At 68.0% G+C, this 20,201-nt stretch carries 16 protein-coding genes; 9 read left to right on the top strand and 7 right to left on the bottom strand.

Annotated elements, in window-relative coordinates; genetic code table 11:
* Positions 1-25: 25 nt before the first annotated feature.
* Positions 26-1,627: a serine hydrolase gene (locus MRBLWO13_RS18790; RefSeq protein ID WP_341975614.1), complete on the bottom strand. Its 1,602-nt coding sequence runs from the start codon at positions 1,625-1,627 to the stop codon at positions 26-28.
* Positions 1,628-1,647: 20 nt separating this feature from the next.
* Entirely contained in the window at positions 1,648-2,937 is a 1,290-nt protein-coding gene (locus MRBLWO13_RS18785) for a serine hydrolase domain-containing protein (RefSeq protein ID WP_341975613.1), read from the bottom strand.
* 199 nt (positions 2,938-3,136) lie between these two features.
* On the opposite strand from MRBLWO13_RS18785, the gene MRBLWO13_RS18780 reads away from it, so the two are divergent.
* The 6 genes from MRBLWO13_RS18780 to MRBLWO13_RS18755 all read left to right on the top strand — a co-directional run bounded on the left by MRBLWO13_RS18780 (position 3,137) and on the right by MRBLWO13_RS18755 (position 10,507).
* The gene (locus tag MRBLWO13_RS18780; protein WP_341975612.1) at positions 3,137-4,675 is read left to right on the top strand and encodes an AlkA N-terminal domain-containing protein; all 1,539 of its coding nucleotides are present in this window, start codon (positions 3,137-3,139) and stop codon (positions 4,673-4,675) included.
* Positions 4,672-5,169 (top strand): methylated-DNA--[protein]-cysteine S-methyltransferase, encoded by a 498-nt coding sequence (locus tag MRBLWO13_RS18775; RefSeq protein WP_341975611.1) that lies wholly within the window; start codon positions 4,672-4,674, stop codon positions 5,167-5,169. Before MRBLWO13_RS18780 ends, MRBLWO13_RS18775 begins: the two co-directional genes overlap by 4 nt.
* Positions 5,170-5,270: 101 nt before the next feature.
* Positions 5,271-5,393 (top strand): hypothetical protein, encoded by a 123-nt coding sequence (locus MRBLWO13_RS18770; RefSeq protein WP_341975610.1) that lies wholly within the window; start codon positions 5,271-5,273, stop codon positions 5,391-5,393.
* Positions 5,390-6,439 carry a membrane dipeptidase gene (locus tag MRBLWO13_RS18765; protein ID WP_341975608.1) on the top strand — a complete coding sequence of 350 codons (1,050 nt, stop codon included), beginning with the start codon at positions 5,390-5,392 and terminating at the stop codon, positions 6,437-6,439. The genes MRBLWO13_RS18770 and MRBLWO13_RS18765 overlap by 4 nt, the downstream gene beginning before the upstream one ends.
* 346 nt (positions 6,440-6,785) lie before the next feature.
* Positions 6,786-8,696 carry an ABC transporter ATP-binding protein gene (locus MRBLWO13_RS18760; RefSeq protein WP_341975607.1) on the top strand — a complete coding sequence of 637 codons (1,911 nt, stop codon included), beginning with the start codon at positions 6,786-6,788 and terminating at the stop codon, positions 8,694-8,696.
* Positions 8,693-10,507, top strand: a complete 1,815-nt coding sequence (locus MRBLWO13_RS18755; protein WP_341975606.1) for an ABC transporter ATP-binding protein — start codon at positions 8,693-8,695, stop codon at positions 10,505-10,507. Before MRBLWO13_RS18760 ends, MRBLWO13_RS18755 begins: the two co-directional genes overlap by 4 nt.
* A 58-nt stretch (positions 10,508-10,565) precedes the next feature.
* On the opposite strand, the gene xylB is transcribed toward MRBLWO13_RS18755, so the two are convergent.
* The gene (gene xylB, locus MRBLWO13_RS18750; protein ID WP_341975605.1) at positions 10,566-11,858 is read right to left on the bottom strand and encodes a xylulokinase; all 1,293 of its coding nucleotides are present in this window, start codon (positions 11,856-11,858) and stop codon (positions 10,566-10,568) included.
* Positions 11,859-11,866: 8 nt separating this feature from the next.
* A complete protein-coding gene (xylA, locus tag MRBLWO13_RS18745) occupies positions 11,867-13,054 on the bottom strand; it encodes a xylose isomerase (RefSeq protein ID WP_341975604.1) in 1,188 nt (395 codons plus the stop codon).
* A gap of 140 nt (positions 13,055-13,194) precedes the next feature.
* On the opposite strand from xylA, the gene MRBLWO13_RS18740 reads away from it, so the two are divergent.
* A complete protein-coding gene (locus MRBLWO13_RS18740; RefSeq protein WP_341975603.1) occupies positions 13,195-14,391 on the top strand; it encodes an ROK family transcriptional regulator in 1,197 nt (398 codons plus the stop codon).
* Positions 14,392-14,400: 9 nt separating this feature from the next.
* Positions 14,401-15,204, top strand: a complete 804-nt coding sequence (locus MRBLWO13_RS18735) for a hypothetical protein (protein ID WP_341975602.1) — start codon at positions 14,401-14,403, stop codon at positions 15,202-15,204.
* Between the two features lie 107 nt (positions 15,205-15,311).
* Here MRBLWO13_RS18735 and MRBLWO13_RS18730 read toward each other — a convergent pair whose 3' ends face one another.
* Entirely contained in the window at positions 15,312-15,770 is a 459-nt protein-coding gene (locus MRBLWO13_RS18730) for a GNAT family N-acetyltransferase (protein ID WP_341975601.1), read from the bottom strand.
* Between the two features lie 121 nt (positions 15,771-15,891).
* On the opposite strand from MRBLWO13_RS18730, the gene MRBLWO13_RS18725 reads away from it, so the two are divergent.
* Entirely contained in the window at positions 15,892-18,111 is a 2,220-nt protein-coding gene (locus tag MRBLWO13_RS18725; protein ID WP_341975600.1) for an NADP-dependent isocitrate dehydrogenase, read from the top strand.
* Positions 18,112-18,202: 91 nt separating this feature from the next.
* Here MRBLWO13_RS18725 and MRBLWO13_RS18720 read toward each other — a convergent pair whose 3' ends face one another.
* Positions 18,203-19,678, bottom strand: coding sequence for a L,D-transpeptidase family protein (locus MRBLWO13_RS18720; protein ID WP_341978501.1), 1,476 nt, complete (start codon positions 19,676-19,678; stop codon positions 18,203-18,205).
* Positions 19,679-19,777: 99 nt separating this feature from the next.
* Positions 19,778-20,182, bottom strand: a complete 405-nt coding sequence (locus MRBLWO13_RS18715) for a RidA family protein (RefSeq protein WP_341975599.1) — start codon at positions 20,180-20,182, stop codon at positions 19,778-19,780.
* Positions 20,183-20,201 lie beyond the last annotated feature (19 nt).

The following is a 20,201-nucleotide window of genomic DNA, read 5'->3' as shown; positions in this document are numbered from 1 at the left end:
ACACGACCCGATTTCGGGGGAAGTCTCACTGTACCCGTGTCCAGGTTCCGAGGAGCCCGGGCTCCGCATTGAAGAAGTCGAGGGTCATCGAGGTGGCGGCGCCGCCGGCGATCGTGAACACCGCGGAAGACAGCGATCCCGCCGGTGCGTTCTCGCCGAGCGGTATGAAAGCGAAGGTGTCGCCGTCCCAGGGGTCGAGTTGCGCGGTGGAACCGCCGTCGGGCCCCACGGCGAGTGTGAGCATGCCGTCCTCCTCGGAGACGACCGCTGCGCCGTAGTAGTCGTTGGCGTACGTGCCGGCGTACGCGGACAGGGGCTGGGCCGGCGCAGGATTCGCGGGCGGGGTCTCGCCGGTGAGATCGCCGGCGGGTTGGTGATACCCCGCCATGGCCTGCCCGTAGTCACCCAGCCAGTCGCGCGTGCTGTAGCCGAACTGCACCAGATCGACGAACTCGGCGGCAATCGCCTCCGGAACGCCGATCGGAGCGCCGTTGGTCAGCACCACGATCCCGAGGTCCGCCGACGGCAACATCTGCACGTTCGTCGCTGCACCGAGGATGAAGGCTCCGGAGTGGCTCAGGGTCACCCGGCCGCTCGGCTGCATCCCCACCCCGAAGCCGTAGCCGTACTGGCCTGCGCGCTGGTCCAGCGCGTGCGGTGGTGCCGAGACGTTCTGCGGACTGAGGGCGGGCAGCAGCGCCGCTTCTGCGATCAGCTCCGCACCCGCATAGGTACCACCGGCGAGGACGAGTCGCATCCATTGAGCCAAGTCGTTCACGCTCGACGAGACACCGCCGGCAGGCGACTGCGCATCGGGGTCGCGTTCGAAGCGCGGTTCGAATTCGCCCTCGCCCACCATGGCGTGCAGGCTGGCGCGGTTGTCCTGCGCGAGAAAATCCTCATACCGCGAACTGGTGGCGTCCATCCCCAGCGGGTCGTAGAGCTGTTCCTCGGAGAGCGTCGCCCAGTCGGTGCCGGCGGCCGTGGCGACCGCCTCCGCGCCGACCGTGATGCCGAAGTTCGCGTAGGCGTAGCTCGCGCGGAACGGGGCGAGGGGCTGCAGCGCGAGGTGATCGAGCACGTAGGTGCGGTCGTATCCGATGTCCTCCAGCAGATCTCCGGCGGCGAACGGCAACCCGGTGCGATGCGCGTAGAAGTCGCCGATGGTCGCGTGCTCGGTGATCCACGGATCCGCCAGCGCGAATCCGGGCAGGGACTGAGCGACCGGACTCGTCCAGTCGACGACACCTTGCGAGACCTGCGTCGCGACGACCGTCGCACCCACCGGTTTCGACAGCGACGCGATCTGGAACACCGTGTCGGCATCGACCTCGGCGTCCTCGCCCTTCTTCCGCACGCCGTAGCCCTCGGCGAAGACCGTCTCGTCGCCGTGCACGACCGACACGGCGATGCCAGGCACGCCGCTTCGCTCCATGGCCGATCTCACGACGTCGGGCAGCTTCTTGATCGCGGCGTCGATGCTGCCATCGGGAAGGGCGAGAACGTCCTGGTTGGGCGAGGCCCCGATCTCGACCTTCGTCTTCTGGCTCTCCGGCGCAGTGCACCCGGCGAGGACGGTGACAGCGACCGCCACAGAGGCGGCGACGATGACGGAGGATCTGCGCATGATTGCACCTTCTTCAGCGGTCATTGCTTGGGAGCGGGGACGAAAGTGTTGCCCAGAGCCTCGGAGATGCTCACGAACATCCGTGTCGCGGGGCTGGAACACACCTCACCCGTCGGGTTGTCGAGGAGTGTCGGTGACTGCGCGCAGTCCCCGGACGCGATATCGCTGTTGGTCATCGTGATCACGGTGCTGTCGCTGGACGTGTCGTAGAAGACGGAGCTGTTGAATCCCGGCAGCTCTCCGGCGTGACCGACCCAACCGCTGCTGCATCCCATCCCGAGGCCGTATCCGGCGGCGCCCGGGAATGAGGTGAGTCGCTCGATCTGCGTCTCGGCATCCAGGAGGCCTTGTCCCGTCCCCAGCGCGCGGGCATAGACGAGCATGTCCTGCCCGTTCGAGATCAACTGACCGGCCGTCCACCCCCAGGAGGGATTCCAGTCGGTCGTGTCCGTGGGGTTCTCCGGCGTGGCAGTGGGGGACTGGAGGGTATACCCGCGCGGATGCGGCTCGGGGAACGCAGCAGACGAACCAGGATCCGACGTGGCAGACAACCCGAGCGGGTCGAAGATCCGCTCGGCGAACACGCTCGCGACGTCCTGACCGGTCACCTGTTCGATGACCTGGCCGAGGAGCACCGTGTTGGTGTTGGAGTAGTCGAACTCCGCGCCCGGTTCGAACAACGGCGGGAGTGAGATGCCGATGTCGACGAGCTCCTGCGGATTCCACACTCGGTCCGGTTCGTTCATGAACGTCTGAAGCCAGGTTTCATCGAACGTGTAACTGGCGACCCCGCTGGTCATGTCGGACAGTTGACGCAGGGTGACGAGGTCGCCGTTGGGAACCCCGTCGATGTACGTGCCGATGGGATCGTCGAGGGTGAGCAACCCCTCTTCGGCGAGCTGCAGCACCACGGTCACTGTGAAGGTCTTGGTGACGGAACCGACGCGCTGATACATGTCCGTCGCCATCGGTGCGCCGGTCGTCGGGTCGGCCATGCCGTACGCCTTGCTGAACGTGCCCTCTGGAGTCTGCACGAACACGATCGCGCCGGGAGCTGCAGCGAGTGCGAAGGATGCCGTCGCTGCAGCGTCGACCTCGGAAGCCAGATCCGTGGGCATCGGATCGGTCGCGGTCTTCGGCAGACGAGCGGAGAGGACGGCTTCGGGATCGACGACACAGGTCGATTCCCGTTGTGCGGTGACGCCCGCCTGCGGAGTCGCCGTCGGGGTGGTGGGCGCTGGGCCGGCACAGCCGGAGACGAGCAGCGCCGCTCCTATGCCCAGAGCGGCAAGGCATCGAGATCCGCGCATGATGCTCCTTCTCTCAGGAGAGCGGACAAGCGCCCTCCGATTTCTCAAGTATCGCGCGCGCGCCATCGCAGGACCAGGGACTCCTGTCCGCAGTTCGCGCGGACCGGTGCCACGGTTCTCTCCGGTGCCCGGAGTCCGACGTCACCGCGATGTCCGATTTCCGCCAGCCGGCGTCGGTGAGGCGTGTCAGAGTGGAGGCATGAGCTTCCCGATCACCGACTTCGACGAGCGATACCGCGCGATCAGTGCACGCGACACCCGCTTCGACGGGCAGTTCGTGACCGCAGTCCGCTCGACGGGGATCTACTGTCGTCCGAGCTGCCCTGCACGCACCCCGATGCAGAAGAACGTCACGTTCTATCCCACCAGTGCCGCCGCCCACGAGGCCGGCTTCCGAGCCTGCAAGAGATGCCTCCCGGAAGCCGCTCCCGGCTCGCCGGCCTGGAATCTGCGCGGTGACACCGCAGCCCGGGCGATGCGCCTCATCGCCGCAGGCTATGTCGAGCGCGAGGGTGTGCCCGGGCTCGCTGCTCGCCTCGGCTATTCGAGCAGGCACTTGACGAGGCTCCTCAGCACCGAACTCGGCGCCGGTCCTCTTGCGCTCGCCAGGGCGCATCGCGCGCACACCGCGCGGATGCTCCTCGTCGGCACGGACATGCCGATCTCGGAAGTGGCGTTCGCTGCCGGTTTCGCCAGCATCCGCCAGTGCAATGACACGATCCGCGAGGTCTTCGGACTCACGCCGGGCGAGCTCAGAGCCCGGCGGCGCCCGTCGGCCGGATCAGCGGCCGGTGGTACGAGCGTGGAGGTGAGCGGCGCCGAGGCGCCAGGCTCCATCGATCTCGTCCTCCCGTACCGCGGACCCCTGGATGCCGGCGGCGTCTTCGCGTGGATGTCCGCGCGGGCGCTCCCGGGCGTCGAGGAGGCGACGGCGACTTCGTTCGCGCGCCACCTGCGCATGGCAGGCGGGCCGACCTGGTTCGAGGTGCGTCAGGAATCCGATGAGCGTCTTCACCTGCGTGCCAGAGTCACTCAGCTTGCCGATCTCGCGCCGCTCGTCGCCACCGTCCGGCGGATCTTCGACCTCGACGCCGACCCGCTCGCCGTCGACGAGGCGCTCGCCGCGCACCCCGAACTCGCACCGCTCGTCGCGCGATGCCCCGGCATCCGCGTTCCGGGCTCGGCCGATCCGCACGAGATGCTCATCCGCGCGATGGTCGGGCAGCAGATCACCGTGGCGGCCGCACGCACGGCGCTGGCTGCGCTTGCGGATGCGTTGGGGGAGCGGACCCCCGAAGGCGGCCTGCTCTTCCCGACGATGGCGGCGATCGCCGACCGCGGAGCCGAGGTGCTCCGCGGGCCTGCGGCCCGTATCCGTGCGATCACCGGTGCGGCGGCGGCACTCGCCGACGGATCCCTCACCCTCACCGTCGGTGACGACGGTGTCGAACAACGGCGGGCGCTGATGGCGATGCCCGGTATCGGCCCGTGGACGGCGGACTATGTGCGGATGCGCGTGCTCGGCGATCCGGACGTGTTCCTGCCGGGGGATGTCGCGGTGCGCGCTGGTGCTGCGGCATCGGGACTTCCCGGCGACCCCGCTCCGCTCACGGCCTGGACCGAGCGCACCGCGCCGTGGCGGAGCTACCTGACCGCGCACCTCTGGCGGGCGGCGCCGGTGCGGCCCGCATCCGCCCGCCGCATTGCCAAGACCACGACTTCGAAGGAGACATCATGACCGCCCTCATCCAGACTCTGGAAACCCCCGACGGACCGTTCACGATCCTCGCCGACGACCGGCAGCGGGTGCTCGCATCCGGGTGGACGACCGACCAGCAGGTGATCATCGAGCGACTGAGCCCCGTCGCACGCCCGGCAGATGTCCGCGAGGGTGACACCGATGCCGCCGCGGCCACGCTCGCCTACTACGCCGGCGACCTGTCCGCGATCGATGCCGTCGCCGTGAAGCAGACCGGGACTGCGATGCAACTCGCGGGCTGGGCGGCACTACGCCGCATCGATCCGGGAGTGCCGCTGACCTACACAGGTTTCGCCGCCGTCCTGGACAACCCGCGCGCCGTGCGGGCGGCCGCCTCCATCTGCGCGCGGAACGCGCCTGCTCTGTTCGTCCCCTGCCACCGCGTGCTGCGCACGGATGGCAGCCTCGGCGGGTTCGCCTGGGGCCTCGACGTGAAGGAGCGGCTGCTGGCCAGGGAGTCCGTCGGACGTTGAGCCTGGGCGACGATTCGAGCGCCCCGTCGTTGTGCTATCCGACCAAGTCCTCCTCGTGACCCGGCCATAGGCTCGTCCCGTTCCGAGACCGAGGAGGGCGGATGCGGCAGCTCGAAGACATCGAGGCCTGGATCGACCGGCGCGTGCCTTTTCTCGGCGATGTCGGAGATGGCCGGGCGTTGCACCTGCATACCAGCCGCGCTGATCGGAGAATGGACGTATGACCCTCGACCTGGCCACGGACCTGCATCGCCGCGCGATCGTCGCGGATGCGCACAATGATCTGCTCTGCGCCGTCGCCAGCAGACCGTCGGAGCTGTGGTCGGACTTCTTCCGCGCGCAATGGCTTCCACAGCTGCAGGAGGGCGGCGTCGATCTGCAGATCCTGCCGGTCTTCATCGACGACGCGTATCGGCCGGAGGGCGCTCTGCGGCGGACTCTGCGGATGATCGAGGCGGCGCACCGTCTCGCCGAGGGCAATGCGGATGCTGTCGGTCTGTGCCTCACGGGCGCCGATATCGACCGGGTGATCGCCGATGGGCGCATCGCGCTCGTTCTGGCTCTGGAGGGCATGCCGGGTATCGCCGATGACGTCGAGATGCTGGAGACGGTCCACCGGCTCGGGGTGCGGGTGGGATCGGTCGCGCACTTCGGCCGAAGCGCCTTCGCTGATGGGAGCGGCGAGGACGCCGCCGGCAGCAGGCTCACTCGATCGGGTATCCGCGCCGTCGCCGAGATGGAGCGGATCGGGATGATCTTCGACGTCAGTCACCTCGGTGCAGGTGGCGTCGACCACGTGCTCGAGCTCGCCACCCGCCCGGTGATGGCGACCCACTCATCCGCCAGGGCGTTGTTCGACCACCATCGGAACCTCACGGACTCGCAGCTCACGGGGATCGCCGCGAGCGGCGGGCTGGTCTGCATCAACTTCTTCGCGCCGTACCTGCACGAGAGCGAGTACGCGATCGACACGCTCGTCGACCACTTCGAACACGTGGTCTCGGTCGCGGGCCTCGAACACGTCGGGATGGGCTCCGATTTCGTTCAGGAAGTGATCGACGACACCACGGCGCCCTGCTGCGTGCAGACGACCATCGAAGGCGTACCCGCCGATGAATACCTCCCTGGCCTGGAAGGTCCGGCCGGGTTCCCACTGGTGACGGAGGCGCTCCTTCGTCGCGGATGGGCAGAAGCTGACATTCTTGCGGTGCTCGGCGGCAACCTGCAGCGGTTCCTCCGCACGGAGCTCGGGGCCACCGTCCGCGACTGAGCGACAACGGGCGATCGCGGCCGCCCCTCCGATGCGGGAAACAGCGCCGATCGCGACCGGAACCGGGAAATTCGGGAATGACTCTTGCGATCAGCTGGTTCCCAGCAATAGGCTGATGGGCTGTCGCACCGACCGGACGACACAGCCGAGCTCTGAGGAGGACACCATGACCACGATCGCCGTCGCGCAGATCGCAGCTCTCGGCTCGACCCCGGTGCGCCTGCTTCCTTAGACCAACTGCCGCGGGTCGCTCCGCGCCTTCTGTGTCGGATGCCCGGCTCTGAGAGCCCGTTCCGCTTCCGGCCCCTTCAGCAACCGCTTTCCATACGAAACTCGTCTGAGAGACATGTCTTCCTCGCCTTCTTCGCAGAACACTTCGCCTTCGTCCACCCTCTCCACACCCGCCGCACTCTGGCGGCTCAAGCCGTTCGTGAAGCCGGTCATCTGGCGACTCGTCGGCGGTGCCGGCAGTGCACTCGTCGCCGCCGTCATCGCGTTGATGATCCCGCTCGTGCTCGAGCAGATCATCAGCGGTCCTGTCCAGTCCGGTGAGATCGGCGCCATCGCGTGGGGCGCTGTGGCGGTCTTCGCCCTCGCCATCGGAGAAGCGGCCATGATCTGGCTGCGCCGCTGGTTCGTGCTGAACCCGGCGACCGAGGTCGAGTACCGCATGCGGACCGACCTCTACTCCCGGCTGCAGACGCTGCCCGTGTCGTTCCACGACCGCTGGCAGTCAGGGCAGCTGCTCAGCCGCATGATGCAGGACATCGGTCTGATCCGCCGCTGGTTGGCATTCGGCCTGGTGCTGCTGGTCGTGAACGTGCTCACGATCATCATCGGCGCCGTGCTGCTGTTCCGCTGGCACTGGTTGCTGGGAACGATCTTCCTCGTCACGGCGATTCCGCTCTGGATCCGGGGATACCTGTTCGAGAAGCGCTACGGCGCGCTCACACGACGCAGCCAGGACCAGGCAGGCGACCTCGCGACCAGCGTCGAAGAGAGCGTGCACGGCATCCGGGTGCTGAAGGCGTTCGGACGCGGCAAGCACGCGCTCAGCCGCTTCAGCCGTCAGGCCGAGACGCTCCGCGAGACCGAGATGAGCAAGGCCGGGGCCATCGCCTCGATCTGGTTCTGGCTCGACCTGATGCCGCAGATCGCGTTCGGTCTCAGCCTGATGACGGGCATCTGGCTGATCTCGCAGGGCGCCATCGATCTCCCCGAGCTGTTCGCGTTCTTCGCGATGGCGACCGTGCTGCGCTGGCCGATCGAGTCGATCGGCTTCCTGTTCTCGTTCATGCTCGACGCCCGCACGGCAACCGACCGCGTCTTCGACATCTTCTCCGAGACGAACTCGATCACCGACCCGGAGAACCCGGTGCACATCGCGAACCCCCGTGGTGAGCTGGTGTTCGAGAACGCGCACTTCCGGTATCAGGATGCGGGAGCCCACGAGCGCGACCTGCTCGACGGCATCGACCTGGTGCTGCGTCCGGGCGAGACGATGGCGCTCGTCGGCCTCACCGGCAGCGGCAAGACGACGCTGACGACGCTCCCGGCTCGCCTCTACGACGTCACCGGCGGGCGCGTCACGCTCGACGGCGTGGACGTGCGCGACCTGACACTCGCCGAGCTGCGCCAGCACATCGCGATGGCTTTCGAGGATGCGACCTTGTTCTCGGCATCCGTGCGGGAGAACGTGCTGCTCGGCCGGGCCGAGCTCGACGTGCACAGCGAAGAGGCCGAACGCGTGTTGCGCGAGGCGCTGGATGTCGCCCAGGCAGGTTTCGTCGACGCACTCCCTGAGGGCGTGGAGACGATCATCGGCGAGGAGGGGCTCAGCCTCTCCGGCGGACAGCGTCAGCGTCTCGCCCTCGCTCGCGCTGTCGCGGCGAACCCGCGGGTGCTCGTGCTCGATGATCCTCTCTCGGCCTTGGACGTCGACACCGAGGCGCTCGTCGAGGAAGCCCTGCGGCACGTCCTCGCCGAGACGACGGCACTGGTCGTCGCGCACCGCCCGTCGACGGTGGCGCTCGCCGATCGGGTAGCGCTGCTCGAACGAGGAAAGGTCACCGCGGTCGGCACGCACTCCGAACTGCTGCGGTCCAGTTCCCACTACCGGCACGTGATCTCCAGCCTCGAAGCGGAAGAGGCTGCACGCACCGGTGCCATCCCGATCATCCGAGACGAGGCCGATGCATCCGAAGAGGATGATCTGCCCGAAGAAGAACTGACCATCGAAGAGGAGGTGCAGGCATGAGCTCCGCAATCACCGGAACACAGAACGAAGACCGTTCGAACTACACCCGCGAGGAGAGCAAGGCGATCCGTCAGCGGTCGCTGCGCCTGCTGGGGTCGTTGATCCGTCCGCTGCGACCGCAGGTCGTCCTCGCCGCTGCTGTGCTCGTCATCTCGACGGCGTTGCAGGTGGCAGGTCCGATCCTGATCAGTATCGGGCTCGACCAGGCGCTGCCGGCGGTGATCGAGCGTGCGGACTGGATGCCGACCTTCGTCATCGGTTTCGTGTACCTGTTCGCAGGTGCGGCCGCTGCCGTGCTCATCGCCTGGTACGTGATGATCGCTGCCAGGATCACTCAGGCGGTGCTGCTGGATCTGCGCAAGCGCATCTTCCTGCACACGCAGCGATTGAGCCTCGAGTTCCACGAGTCGTACACGTCCGGTCGCATCATCTCGCGGCAGACCAGCGACCTCGACTCGATCCGAGAGCTCCTGGACGGCGGCCTGAACAACCTCGTCTCGGGCGTCCTCTTCGGCGCGTTCACCTTCATCGCCCTCGTCGTCTGGGACTGGCAGTCGGGCGTGATCCTCGCGCTCGCCGGTATCCCGTTGATGATGCTGATGCGCTGGTTCTACTCGCGCTCGCAGCTCGTCTACCGGGAATCCCGTGTGATCAGCGCCAAGGTGATCGTGCAGTTCGTCGAGACGATGACGGGCATCCGCGCCGTGAAGGCGTTCCGCAAGGAGCCCCGCAACGATGTCACCTTCCAGAAGGTCGCCGGCGACTACCGCGACATCAACCGACGTTCGATGCTGCTCTTCGGCACCTTCGAACCGGGGCTGATGGGCGTCGCGGCGCTCACTCTCGGCATGGTCGTGCTCTGGGGTGGCATCCGTGTCTCCACGGGTGCGCTCACCGTCGGAGTGCTGCTGTCGGCTGTGCTGTACGTGCGGAACTTCTTCGCGCCGATGCAGGAGATCGCGATGTTCCTGAACTCCTACCAGTCGGCGACGGCAGCGCTGGAGAAGGTGTCCGGGGTGCTCGACGAGCAGCCGACGGTGCCGGACCCCGAGAAGCCGGTCGACCTGTGGGAGTCGCGCGGCGCGATCCGCTTCGAGGACGTCACGTTCGGCTACAACGGCGAGAAGACGATCCTGCCGGACTTCTCGCTCGACATCCCCGCTGGGCAGACGATCGCGCTGGTGGGCACCACGGGCGCGGGCAAGTCGACGCTGGCGAAGCTCATCTCGCGGTTCTACGACCCGACGTTGGGCAGTGTCACCCTCGATGGTGTGGACCTGCGGAAGCTGCATCCGAAGGACCTGCGTCGCGCGATCGTGATGGTCACCCAGGAGGCCTACCTGTTCAGCGGGACGGTCGCCGACAACATCGCACTGGGCAAGCCGGATGCCACGCTCGACGAGATTCGGACGGCCGCGCGCGCAGTCGGAGCGGATGAGTTCATCTCCTCGCTGCCGGACGGGTACAGCACCGACGTGAACAAGCGCGGCGGTCGGGTGTCGGCGGGGCAGCGTCAGCTGATCTCGTTCGCACGCGCCTTCCTCGCCGACCCGGCAGTGCTGATCCTCGACGAGGCGACGGCATCGCTGGACATTCCGTCTGAGCGGTTGATCCAGGATGCGCTGCAGACGCTGCTCGCCGACCGGACGGCGATCATCATCGCGCACCGCCTGTCGACAGTCGCCATCGCCGACCGGGTGTTGGTGATGGAGCACGGGCGGATCATCGAGGACGACACACCTGCGGCTCTCATCGGCGGCACCGGAAAGTTCGCGCAGCTGCACGCGGCGTGGCAGGAGACCCTGGTCTGAAGCCGCACAGACGACAGGCCCGCACGAGGAATCGTGCGGGCCTGTCGTCTATGCCGGGCTAGGCGCGCGCGGTCAGTCGCGCGGCCTGGCGGGCGGCGCCGAGGGCCACGTACTCCGCGATCTCCGGCACCTCGACCGGAAGGCCGAGCACTTCGGGAGCGATCTTTCGCACTGCCTCGGATTGTGCCCCACCCCCGATGAGCAGAGCGCGCTCAAGAGGGATGCCGAGGTCGCGCAGTGCGTCGAGTCCCGCGCCGAGTCCGCGCAGCATCCCCTCCACGGCTGCCCGCGCCAGATTGGGGCGGGTCGTCGATGCCAGGGTCATGCCGGAGAGCGAGGCCGTCGCATCAGGCAGATTCGGGGTGCGCTCGCCCTCGAAGTAGGGCAGCAGGCTGAGCCCGCCCGCCCCCGGTGATGCGCGCAGGGCGAGGTCGCTGAACTCCTCGAGCGACACTCCGAGGAGAGCTGCGGTGGCATCGAGGACTCGGGCCGCGTTCAACGTCGCCACGAGGGGAAGGAATCGCCCGGAGGCATCGGCGAAGCCGGCCACCGTGCCGGTCGGGTCCTCGACGCGCTCCGTGCTGATCGCGAACACCGTCCCCGAGGTCCCGATCGAGACCACGACGTCGCCAGGCCGAGTATCCAGCCCCAGTGCGGCAGCCGCATTGTCGCCGGCGCCGGGACCGACCGGACGACCGTCCGCATCGGCGACGGCGTCATCGGCAGCCAAGACTCGGGGCAGCACGGCATCGTGGCCGAGCGCGGCCACCAGCAGCTCGCGGTCGTACTCGCCCGTCGCCGGGTTCCAGTATCCGGTGCCCGAGGCGTCGGATCGGTCGGTGACGAGCTCGGCCAGCACCGGGTTCGCTGGGCCGAAGCCGCGCAGACGCCACGTCAGCCAGTCGTGCGGAAGCGCGACAGCGGCGACACGCTTCGCGTTGTCGGGCTCGTTGTCACGCAGCCAGCGCAGCTTGGTGATCGTGAACGACGCCACGGGGACGAGGCCCGTTCGCGCGGCCAGCGTCGGCGCGCCGAACTCGGCGATCAGGTCTGCTGCGGCTCCCGCAGAGCGGGTGTCGTTCCACAGCAGGGCATCGCGGATCACGGTGCCGTCGGCATCCAGCACTACCATGCCGTGCTGCTGGCTGCCGATCGACCAGGCCGCGATGTCTTCAAGACCTCCGGCCTCCGCGATCGCCGACTGGAGTGCCGTCCACCACGCCTCGGGGTCGACGGACGTGCCATCGGGGTGGCTGGCCCTGCCGGAGCGCACGACGGCACCCGTCTCGGAATCGACGATGACGACCTTGCAGGACTGGGTCGAGGAGTCGACCCCGAGAACGAGTGCCATCGCCGGACTCAGCGGGCGCCGAGGAGGTGCTCGGTCGCGAGCTGCTGCAGACGGACGAACCCGAACCCCTTGCCTCCGAAGTACGTCGCGGGGTCGAAGTCCTCGTAGGCGGTGCGGTCGGCGAGGAAGTCGTCGTACGACTCTCCGGGGGCGAGTGTGGGCACGGACAGCTCGTCGACACGGGCCGCGGCGAGAGCCTCCTGCACCTCGGGGTCGGCGCGGAATGCGGCCGCACGTTCCTTGAGCAACAGGTACGTGCGCATGTTCGCGGCGGCCGAGTCCCAGACACCCTTCTCGTCTTCGGTGCGCGAAGGCTTGTAGTCGAAGTGACGGGGGCCGTCATAGGCGGGCACACCGCCGGGTCCGCCGTTCTCGAGAAGGTCGACGAGCGAGAAGGCGTTGTGCAGATCTCCGTGGCCGAAGACGAGGTCCTGGTCGTACTTGATGCCCCGCTGGCCGTTGAGGTCGATGTGGAAGAGCTTGCCGTGGAACAGCGCCTGCGCGATGCCCGCGGTGAAGTTGAGCCCAGCCATCTGCTCGTGACCGACTTCGGGGTTCACGCCGACCAGCTCGGGGCGCTCGAGCGAGTCGATGAACGCGATCGCGTGTCCGAGCGTCGGAAGCAGGATGTCGCCTCGAGGCTCGTTCGGCTTCGGCTCGATCGCGAAACGGATGTCGTAGCCTTTGTCGGTGACGTAATCGCCGAGGAGGTTGACGGCCTCACGGTAGCGCTCGAGGGCGGCACGCACGTCCTTGGCGGAGTCGTACTCCGCGCCTTCGCGACCGCCCCACATCACGAAGGTCTTCGCCCCGAGCTCGGCGCCGAGGTCGAGCTGGCGGAAGACCTTGCGCAGGGCGAAGCGGCGCACGTCGCGGTCGTTCGAGGTGAAGCCGCCGTCCTTGAAGACCGGGGCGCTGAACAGGTTGGTGGTCACCATCGGAACGATCAGACCGGTGTCGGCCATCGCCCCCTTCAAGCGGTCGATCTGGGTCTGCCGCTCGGCATCGGTCGATCCGAAGGCGAACAGGTCGTCATCGTGGAACGTCAGGCCGTAGGCGCCGAGCTCGGCGAGCTTCTCGACGGCATGCACGACGTCGAGCGCCGGTCGGGTCGGGCCGCCGAAGGGATCGGCACCGTTGTAGCCGACGGTCCACAGGCCGAAGGAGAACTTGTCGTCGCGGGTGGGGGTTGTCATGGGATGCTCCAGCGGAAGATGGGATAAGTTGGCAACAACAACTTATGTCACACTTGACTCCTTGTCCAGCCCGTCGCGATCGGGGGTCGAGGATAGGCTGAACGGGCCGGCCGAACAGGCAACCGGTGGGAGGGGCATCCGTGGCAGACGGCGCGAGAAGCGTGGAGGGCGTGCGTCGACGCAACCTCGGTGAGGTGCTGCGACTGGTGCATGAAGGCGGACCGCAGTCGCGCGCGCGGCTCACGGTGGCCACCGGCCTGAACCGCTCCACCATCGCAGATCTCGTCAGCACCCTGGTCGATGCCGGTCTGGCCGTCGAACGCGAACCCGACCCGACACGACGCGCCGGTCGACCCTCACCCGTGGTCGCTGCGAGTGACGACGTCGTGGCGATCGCGGTCAACCCCGAGATCGACGCGATCGAGATGGCGGCCGTCGGCTTGAACGGACTCGTCCGCGTTCGGGCACGCGAAGTCGTCGACCGCCTGATCACCCCCGAGGATACGGCGAGTTCCGTGGCGCGCATTCTCGATGAGTGGCGGAACCGTGAGCTGTCGGGCCTCCGCGTCGTCGGTGTGGGCGTGGCCGTGCCCGGCCTCGTCCGCGCGACCGACGCGGTGGTGCGGTACGCGCCGCACCTCGGCTGGCGGGAAGCATCGATCGGCACCCTGGTTCAGGCGGCGACCGGTCTGCCCGTCGCCGTCGGCAACGACGCGAGCCTCGGGGCCAAGGCGGAGCATCTCTTCGGAGCGGCCGTCGGAAACGACGACGTCGTCTATCTCAACGGCGGGGCGAGCGGCATCGGCGGCGGGCTCATCATCGACGGTCGACTGGTCGGCGGAGCGGGAGGGTACGCGGGGGAATGGGGGCAGAACAAGGCCGTGATCGCGGATCCGGCCGACCGGCGCAGCCGCGACGGGGTGCTCGAGGACGAGGTATCCAGAGCGCGTCTGCTGGACGTGCTCGGCATCGCGGCCGCCGACGACCTGATCCTCGCGGAAGCGCTGGCTGCGGCGACCGACGACGCCGTGATCGGCGAGCTCTCCCGCCAACGTCGTGTCCTCGCGTCCACTCTCGCCAGCGCCGTCAACGTGCTCAACCCGTCGATGATCGTGCTCGGCGGATTCCTGAGCATGCTCCTGTCGGCGGACGCGGATGCGCTCGACGCGGCGATGCGCGTGCATGCGATGGCCGACCCGGCCGACGACGTGAGGATCCTTCCTGCAGCGCTGGGAGATGACCGATTGCTCATCGGCGCCGCGGAACTCGCGTTCGCGCCGCTGCTGGCGGATCCGCTGGCAGAGCCCGACGTCGAACCCCGTGCGGCTCGTGGGTAGCATCGAGTCATGGATCCTTTGCTGCTGCTCACCCAGTGGTGGTGGATTGCGCCGACAGTCGCCGGAGCGGGAGCCGTCGGCGTGATCGGCTTGCGTCGCCGGGGCGGCTCCGGCGGTCGTCGCCTCGCCTACGATGCCGCGCGCCACGACCTGAAGATCGCAAAGCAGACCGCTGCCGAGGGGCGCTCGGCGGTCAAGGTCGCTCGGGCCGATCTCGCTCACGTCACAGCCCAGCGAGCAGCGCAGCGGGCCACGCCGGAGCAGGTCGCCAGCGCAAAGCGGATGCTGCGAGAGAAGGAGCGCGATGCCAAGACCGCCGCGGCCGAGTTGCGCGCACGGCAGGCCCGGCTCGCTGCCGCACGCGCGGCGATCCCCACGGCATCCGCTCCTCGTCCGCTGGAGCGCCTGCACGCCGCGCACGATGCGGTGACGGCGCGATGGATGCAGTACGAAACCGACACGGCACGGCAGATCGCGTACCCGGCGATGACGGACATCAAGCGGCCGGCGACGGCAGCGTACCTGCGCGCGGCCGGACACGCGAGCGAACTCCGCCGCGGCGCCACCGGAAAGGTCACTCCGACCGCGTTCGCCGCGTATCGGGATGCGGTGGCCGACCTCGAGCGCGCCTTCGACGTGGCTGAACACGCCGCGAAGGTGCAGGCCGGCGAGGCGCCGGCGACGCCCGGTTGGCAGGACGCCGCTCAGGACGTGCTCAGCCGCTCGGCCGAGGCTCTCGACCGTGCGGCCGGTGCTGCGGCGTCCGCCCTCGCTGCCTGGACCGGTCGCGACCGCCCAGGCAAGCAGGACTGACTCCGGTCGATCCGCGCCACTCCGGTCGTGCGGCCATCCATCGCTCGGGCGCGAAGGAAGGCGACGAGGTCTCGGTGGGGGAGGGGATCCGAGACCCCGCCGCCGGTCTAGTTCGCGAGACGGATCTCGGCGATGACCTCGCCGTACTCGGTCTCTCCCACCGGCGTGAAGCCGACGCGGTGGAAGAATGCCTCAGGGCCGCCGTCGCCGGCTTCGTAGATCACGTTGACATGAGCGACGCCGCGCTCGCGGGCCTCTTCGATCAGGCTCTCCACGGCGAAGCGCCCGACGCCACGGCCCTGGTCGTCGGCGTCGACGTTGATGCGCCACAGCACCGAGCGGAAGTGCTCCTCGGGAGCATCCGGGTCGAAGTTCGCACTCACGAAGCCGACGACCTCGTTGCGGTCGAGGACGACGCGCTGCCAGGAGGTCTGCGGGTTGATGACGGTCGCTGCGATCCCGTAGGACACCGGAGCGAGGAACTGCTCCTGTCCGGGCTTGAGCGACAGGTTGTTCACGGCGACGATCGTCGCAGCGGAGAGTTCGACCATGCGCAGTTCGGACATGCTCCCAGGCTAACCCCTACCGACGACGTGCACACGCAAACGCCGCACATTACGAGCGCGACAACGGCTCAGGTATCTTGGTATCGAGACAATTTTGCCCTCGCGAACGGAGAACCACCAGGTGACCGACGACGCCATCATCTACACCTACACCGACGAGGCGCCGGCTCTCGCCACTGCCTCCTTCCTCCCCATCGTCCAGGCCTTCACCGGCCAGGCGGGCATCGAGGTCGAAACCCGTGACATCTCGCTGGGAGGTCGTATCCTCGCGGCGTTCCCGCAGAAGCTGGCGCCAGAGCAGCAGGTCAGCGATGCACTCGCCGAGCTCGGCGGCCTCGCCACGCTCCCCGAGGCGAACATCATCAAGCTGCCGAACATCTCGGCATCCATCCCGCAGCTGAAGGCGGCCATCGCCGAACTCCAGCAGCAGGGATATGACATCCCGAGCTTCCCGGACGAGCCGACGACGCTCGAGGAGAAGGACGTCCGTGCACGCTACGACCGCCTCAAAGGCTCGGCGGTCAACCCGGTGCTGCGCGAGGGCAACAGCGACCGACGCGCGCCGCTCGCCGTGAAGAAGTACGCCAAGAAGCACCCGCACCGCAACAAGCCGTTCGCCGAGGGGTCGAAGACCCGCGTCGCGACCATGGGTCACGACGACTTCAAGTCGAACGAGAAGTCCTGGGTCGCCGCCCACGACGACGTGCTCAGCATCCGTCACATCGCGGCCGACGGCACGGAGACCGTGCTGAAGGAGGGCCTGAAGGTGCTCCCGCGGGAGATCATCGACGCCACCTTCATGTCTGCACGGCACCTCGACGCGTTCCTCGCCGAGACGCTGCAGACGGCGAAAGCCGACGATGTGCTCTACTCGGTGCACCTGAAGGCCACGATGATGAAGGTCAGCGACCCGATCATCTTCGGCCACGTCGTGAAGGCGTTCTTCGCGGATGTGTTCGCACAGTACGGCGACCAGCTCGCCGACGCCGGCCTCAGCGCCAACGACGGCCTCGGGTCGATCCTGGCCGGTCTGGCCGGCGTCGCCAACGGTGCGGAGATCGCGGCCGCGTTCGACAAGGCCCTCGCAGAGGGTCCGCGCCTGTCGTATGTGAACTCCGACAAGGGCACCACCAACCTGCACGTTCCGAGCGACGTGATCGTCGACGCCTCGATGCCGGCGCTGGTGCGCAACGGCGGCAAGCTGTGGGGCGTGGACGGCGGCGAGGGTGACACCCTCGCGGTCATCCCCGACTCCTCGTATGCCGGCGTCTACCAGGCCGTGCTCGACGACGTCATCGCGAACGGCCCGCTGGATCCGGCGACCATCGGCACCGTGCCGAACGTCGGGCTCATGGCGCAGGCCGCCGAAGAGTACGGCAGCCACGACAAGACGTTCGAGATCGCGTCCGCCGGCCGGGTGCAGATCCGCGACGGCGAGGGCACGGTCCTCATCGAGCACGAGGTCGAAGCAGGCGACGTCTGGCGTGCCACGCAGACGAAGCACATCGCCGTGATGGACTGGGTCAAGCTCGCTGTGACGCGCGCCAGGGCGACCGGGGACCCTGCCGTGTTCTGGCTGGATGCCAACCGCTCGCACGATGCGCAGATCATCGCGAAGGTGCACCAGGGCCTGGCGCTGCTCGACACGCACGGCCTCACGCTCACGATCCTCGCTCCCGAGGAGGCCACCCGCTACACGCTCGCGCGTATGCGCCACGGCCTCGACACCATCTCGGTCTCCGGCAACGTGCTGCGCGACTACCTCACCGACCTGTTCCCGATCCTCGAGGTCGGCACGTCGGCGAAGATGCTGAGCATCGTCCCGCTGCTCGCCGGTGGTGGCCTGTTCGAGACCGGTGCGGGCGGATCCGCGCCCAAGCACGTGCAGCAGCTCGTCGAGGAGAACTACCTGCGCTGGGACTCGCTGGGCGAGTTCTTCGCGCTGGCGGCCTCACTCGAGCACTTCGCCGACACGACCGGCAACGAGAAGGCGCGCGTGCTCGCCGAGACGCTGGATGCCGCGACCGGCACCTTCCTCGAGGAGGACCGTTCGCCCGGCCGCGCCCTGGGCACGATCGACAATCGCGGCAGCCACTTCTACTTGGGCCTGTACTGGGCGCAGGAGCTGGCGGCACAGACCAAGGATGCCGAATTGGCGGCGGCGTTCGCCCCGGTCGCGGCAGCATTGGCGGCAGACGAGGAGAAGATCGTCGCCGAGCTGATCGCCGTGCAGGGCAAGCCCGTCGAGATCGGCGGCTACTACCGCCCCGACGACGCGCAGGTCACCGCGGTGATGCGCCCGTCGGCGACGCTGAACGGCATCGTCGACGCGATCGCGTAGTCCGAGAACGCAGAAGGGGCCGGATGCTGAAAAGCATCCGGCCCCTTCTGCATGACCACTTCGGAGGATCGACCCCCGTTGTGGTACGCCGTTACCAGTGGACGGCGACGCTGACTCCGACGGGTGCCCAGTCGAAGACGTACTTCGCGACCGACACGGGCATGTTCACGCAGCCGTGACTCATCTGGTTGCCGAAGTTGTTGTGCCAATAGGCGCCGTGGAAGGCGATGTCCGTCGCGAACCAGGTGTTCCACTGGACATCCTTGGTGACGTAGTCCTCGCCGACCATGTCCTGGATCTCGGTGTGTGCGAACACGGTGAAGTTGCCGGTCGGAGTGGGCGTCGCGTCCAGGCCGGACGAGATCAGCCAGGACTCCACGACCGCGCCGTTCTCGTACAGCGTTGCGCGCTGCGAGCTGAGGTTGACGTCGATGTGCCGGACCAGGTTGGTCGTCTCGAACGGGACCTCGGCGACCTCGAGCTCGAAGACGCCTTCGCCGGCTTCGAGCTGCGCAGCGAAATCGTCTGCCGCATCGGAGGTGTCGCCGAGCGTGCGGCCGTTGACACCGGCCGTCTCCTCGCGCAGCACGTTGCCGTCGGAGTCGACGACCTTCGTGGCGTTCGTCGGCGCACGATTCACGAGACCGGGAAGGGTATCGATCGTCGCCTGGATCGTCTGCGGGTCGGCGTCGATGCGCAACTGGCCATCGTCGTCGACGACCGTCAACCAGCTTGCCGCGACGGCAGGCGCGACCGGAACGGTGCGCTCGGCGCCGACGTAGAAGCCGACGGTGCCGAGCATCGTGTTCAGGGTGCCGGCGGTCGTGGTGGCATCGTCGTCCGTGACGGCGGGGAAGGCTTCGGCCGGACCACCGGGGAACTCCAGGGTCTTGCCGCCGTCGGCGACCGTGTCGGCGATGGCAGCAGTCAGATCGTCGACGTCGATCGCGGTGCCGTCCTCGCCGGGAACGATCACGAATGTTCCGGTCGCGGCGTCGAACACCACACCGGCGTTGACCGGGTCATCGAAGCTCGTCGGAACGGCAGCGCGGAGCGCTCGATCCGCAGTCTCCGGATCGAGGGAGATCTCGGCGGCGACGGGTTCACCCATCCACGCCCCCAGATTCCACATCGGGTGCTCGGCGAACGCCTTGTCGGCCATGGCCGCGGCGTCGATGCTCGCCCCGAGGTCGGCACCGGTCAGAACGGTGTCGTCACCGGCTCCGGTGAGCGTCACTTCGGTGTCGGCGAGGTGCGAGGTGATGGCGTCTGCGGCGGCGCCGGGCGTCAACCAGCCCACGGGAATGCCGGCGACCGTCGTGCCCGGGGCGATCAGGATGGCCGAAGCCGCACCGGCGCCCAGCGCGAGGACGCCGAGCCCGAGGCCGATCCAGAGACCGAGCCGCTTCTTCTTCGGCTTCGGCTCGACGGGTGCCCAGGCGAGCGGCGGCGTGCCGCCCTCCGCAGGCGCGCCATCGATCGGCGCGAGCACTTCGGTCGCAGCGGGAGCCTCATCGTGTGCGTCGGTCGTCGCCTCGGACGCAGAAACCACATCGGTCACGCACATCACCCCCCGGTTCACTAACGTGTCCTAACGCTCTATGATACGGGATCGCAGGTAACGGAAAGATAAAGGTGGGGCGGTCGGCGGCTGCGGCCGTCGCGGTCAGTCGATGACGGCGAGACCGTCGATCTCGACCAGCATCTCCTCGCGCGGGAGTCCCGTCATCACGGTCGTGCGGGACGGGAGCACACCGCTCGGGCAGTGGGCGGTGACGAAGGCTCCGTAAGCCTCGTTCATGATCGGGAAATCCTCACGCGTGGTGAGGTAGACGCGCAGCATCACGACGTCGTCGAACGTGGCACCGGATGCCTCGACGATCGCCTTGACGTTCTCCAGCGTGCGGGTGGTCTGCGCCGCGACGTCGCCGGGGAAGAGGTATTCGTTCGTCACCGGATCGACGGGCCCTTGACCGGAGATCTGCACGATCGGGCCCTTGCGGACGCCCTGCGAGAAGGTGTGCGCGGGAGCAGGGGCGGCGTCGGTGGAAACTCGGATCTTCGCAGTCATGCCGCCAGCCTAGTAGCGT

The organism is Microbacterium sp. LWO13-1.2, assembly GCF_038397725.1.
GTDB lineage: Bacteria > Actinomycetota > Actinomycetes > Actinomycetales > Microbacteriaceae > Microbacterium.
Note: the sequence above shows the minus strand (reverse complement) of the source record. Positions and strands in the feature narration are given on the sequence as shown.

Excerpts from the sequence above, each read along its gene's own strand:
- MRBLWO13_RS18790 (WP_341975614.1), bottom strand. The coding sequence starts at position 1,627 with ATGCGCAGATCCTCCGTCATCGTCGCCGCCTCTGTGGCGGTCGCTGTC.
- MRBLWO13_RS18785 (WP_341975613.1), bottom strand. The coding sequence starts at position 2,937 with ATGCGCGGATCTCGATGCCTTGCCGCTCTGGGCATAGGAGCGGCGCTG.
- MRBLWO13_RS18780 (WP_341975612.1), top strand. The coding sequence starts at position 3,137 with ATGAGCTTCCCGATCACCGACTTCGACGAGCGATACCGCGCGATCAGT.
- MRBLWO13_RS18775 (WP_341975611.1), top strand. The coding sequence starts at position 4,672 with ATGACCGCCCTCATCCAGACTCTGGAAACCCCCGACGGACCGTTCACG.
- MRBLWO13_RS18770 (WP_341975610.1), top strand. The coding sequence starts at position 5,271 with ATGCGGCAGCTCGAAGACATCGAGGCCTGGATCGACCGGCGCGTGCCT.
- MRBLWO13_RS18765 (WP_341975608.1), top strand. The coding sequence starts at position 5,390 with ATGACCCTCGACCTGGCCACGGACCTGCATCGCCGCGCGATCGTCGCG.
- MRBLWO13_RS18760 (WP_341975607.1), top strand. The coding sequence starts at position 6,786 with ATGTCTTCCTCGCCTTCTTCGCAGAACACTTCGCCTTCGTCCACCCTC.
- MRBLWO13_RS18755 (WP_341975606.1), top strand. The coding sequence starts at position 8,693 with ATGAGCTCCGCAATCACCGGAACACAGAACGAAGACCGTTCGAACTAC.
- xylB (WP_341975605.1), bottom strand. The coding sequence starts at position 11,858 with ATGGCACTCGTTCTCGGGGTCGACTCCTCGACCCAGTCCTGCAAGGTC.
- xylA (WP_341975604.1), bottom strand. The coding sequence starts at position 13,054 with ATGACAACCCCCACCCGCGACGACAAGTTCTCCTTCGGCCTGTGGACC.
- MRBLWO13_RS18735 (WP_341975602.1), top strand. The coding sequence starts at position 14,401 with ATGGATCCTTTGCTGCTGCTCACCCAGTGGTGGTGGATTGCGCCGACA.
- MRBLWO13_RS18730 (WP_341975601.1), bottom strand. The coding sequence starts at position 15,770 with ATGTCCGAACTGCGCATGGTCGAACTCTCCGCTGCGACGATCGTCGCC.
- MRBLWO13_RS18720 (WP_341978501.1), bottom strand. The coding sequence starts at position 19,678 with ATGTGCGTGACCGATGTGGTTTCTGCGTCCGAGGCGACGACCGACGCA.
- MRBLWO13_RS18715 (WP_341975599.1), bottom strand. The coding sequence starts at position 20,182 with ATGACTGCGAAGATCCGAGTTTCCACCGACGCCGCCCCTGCTCCCGCG.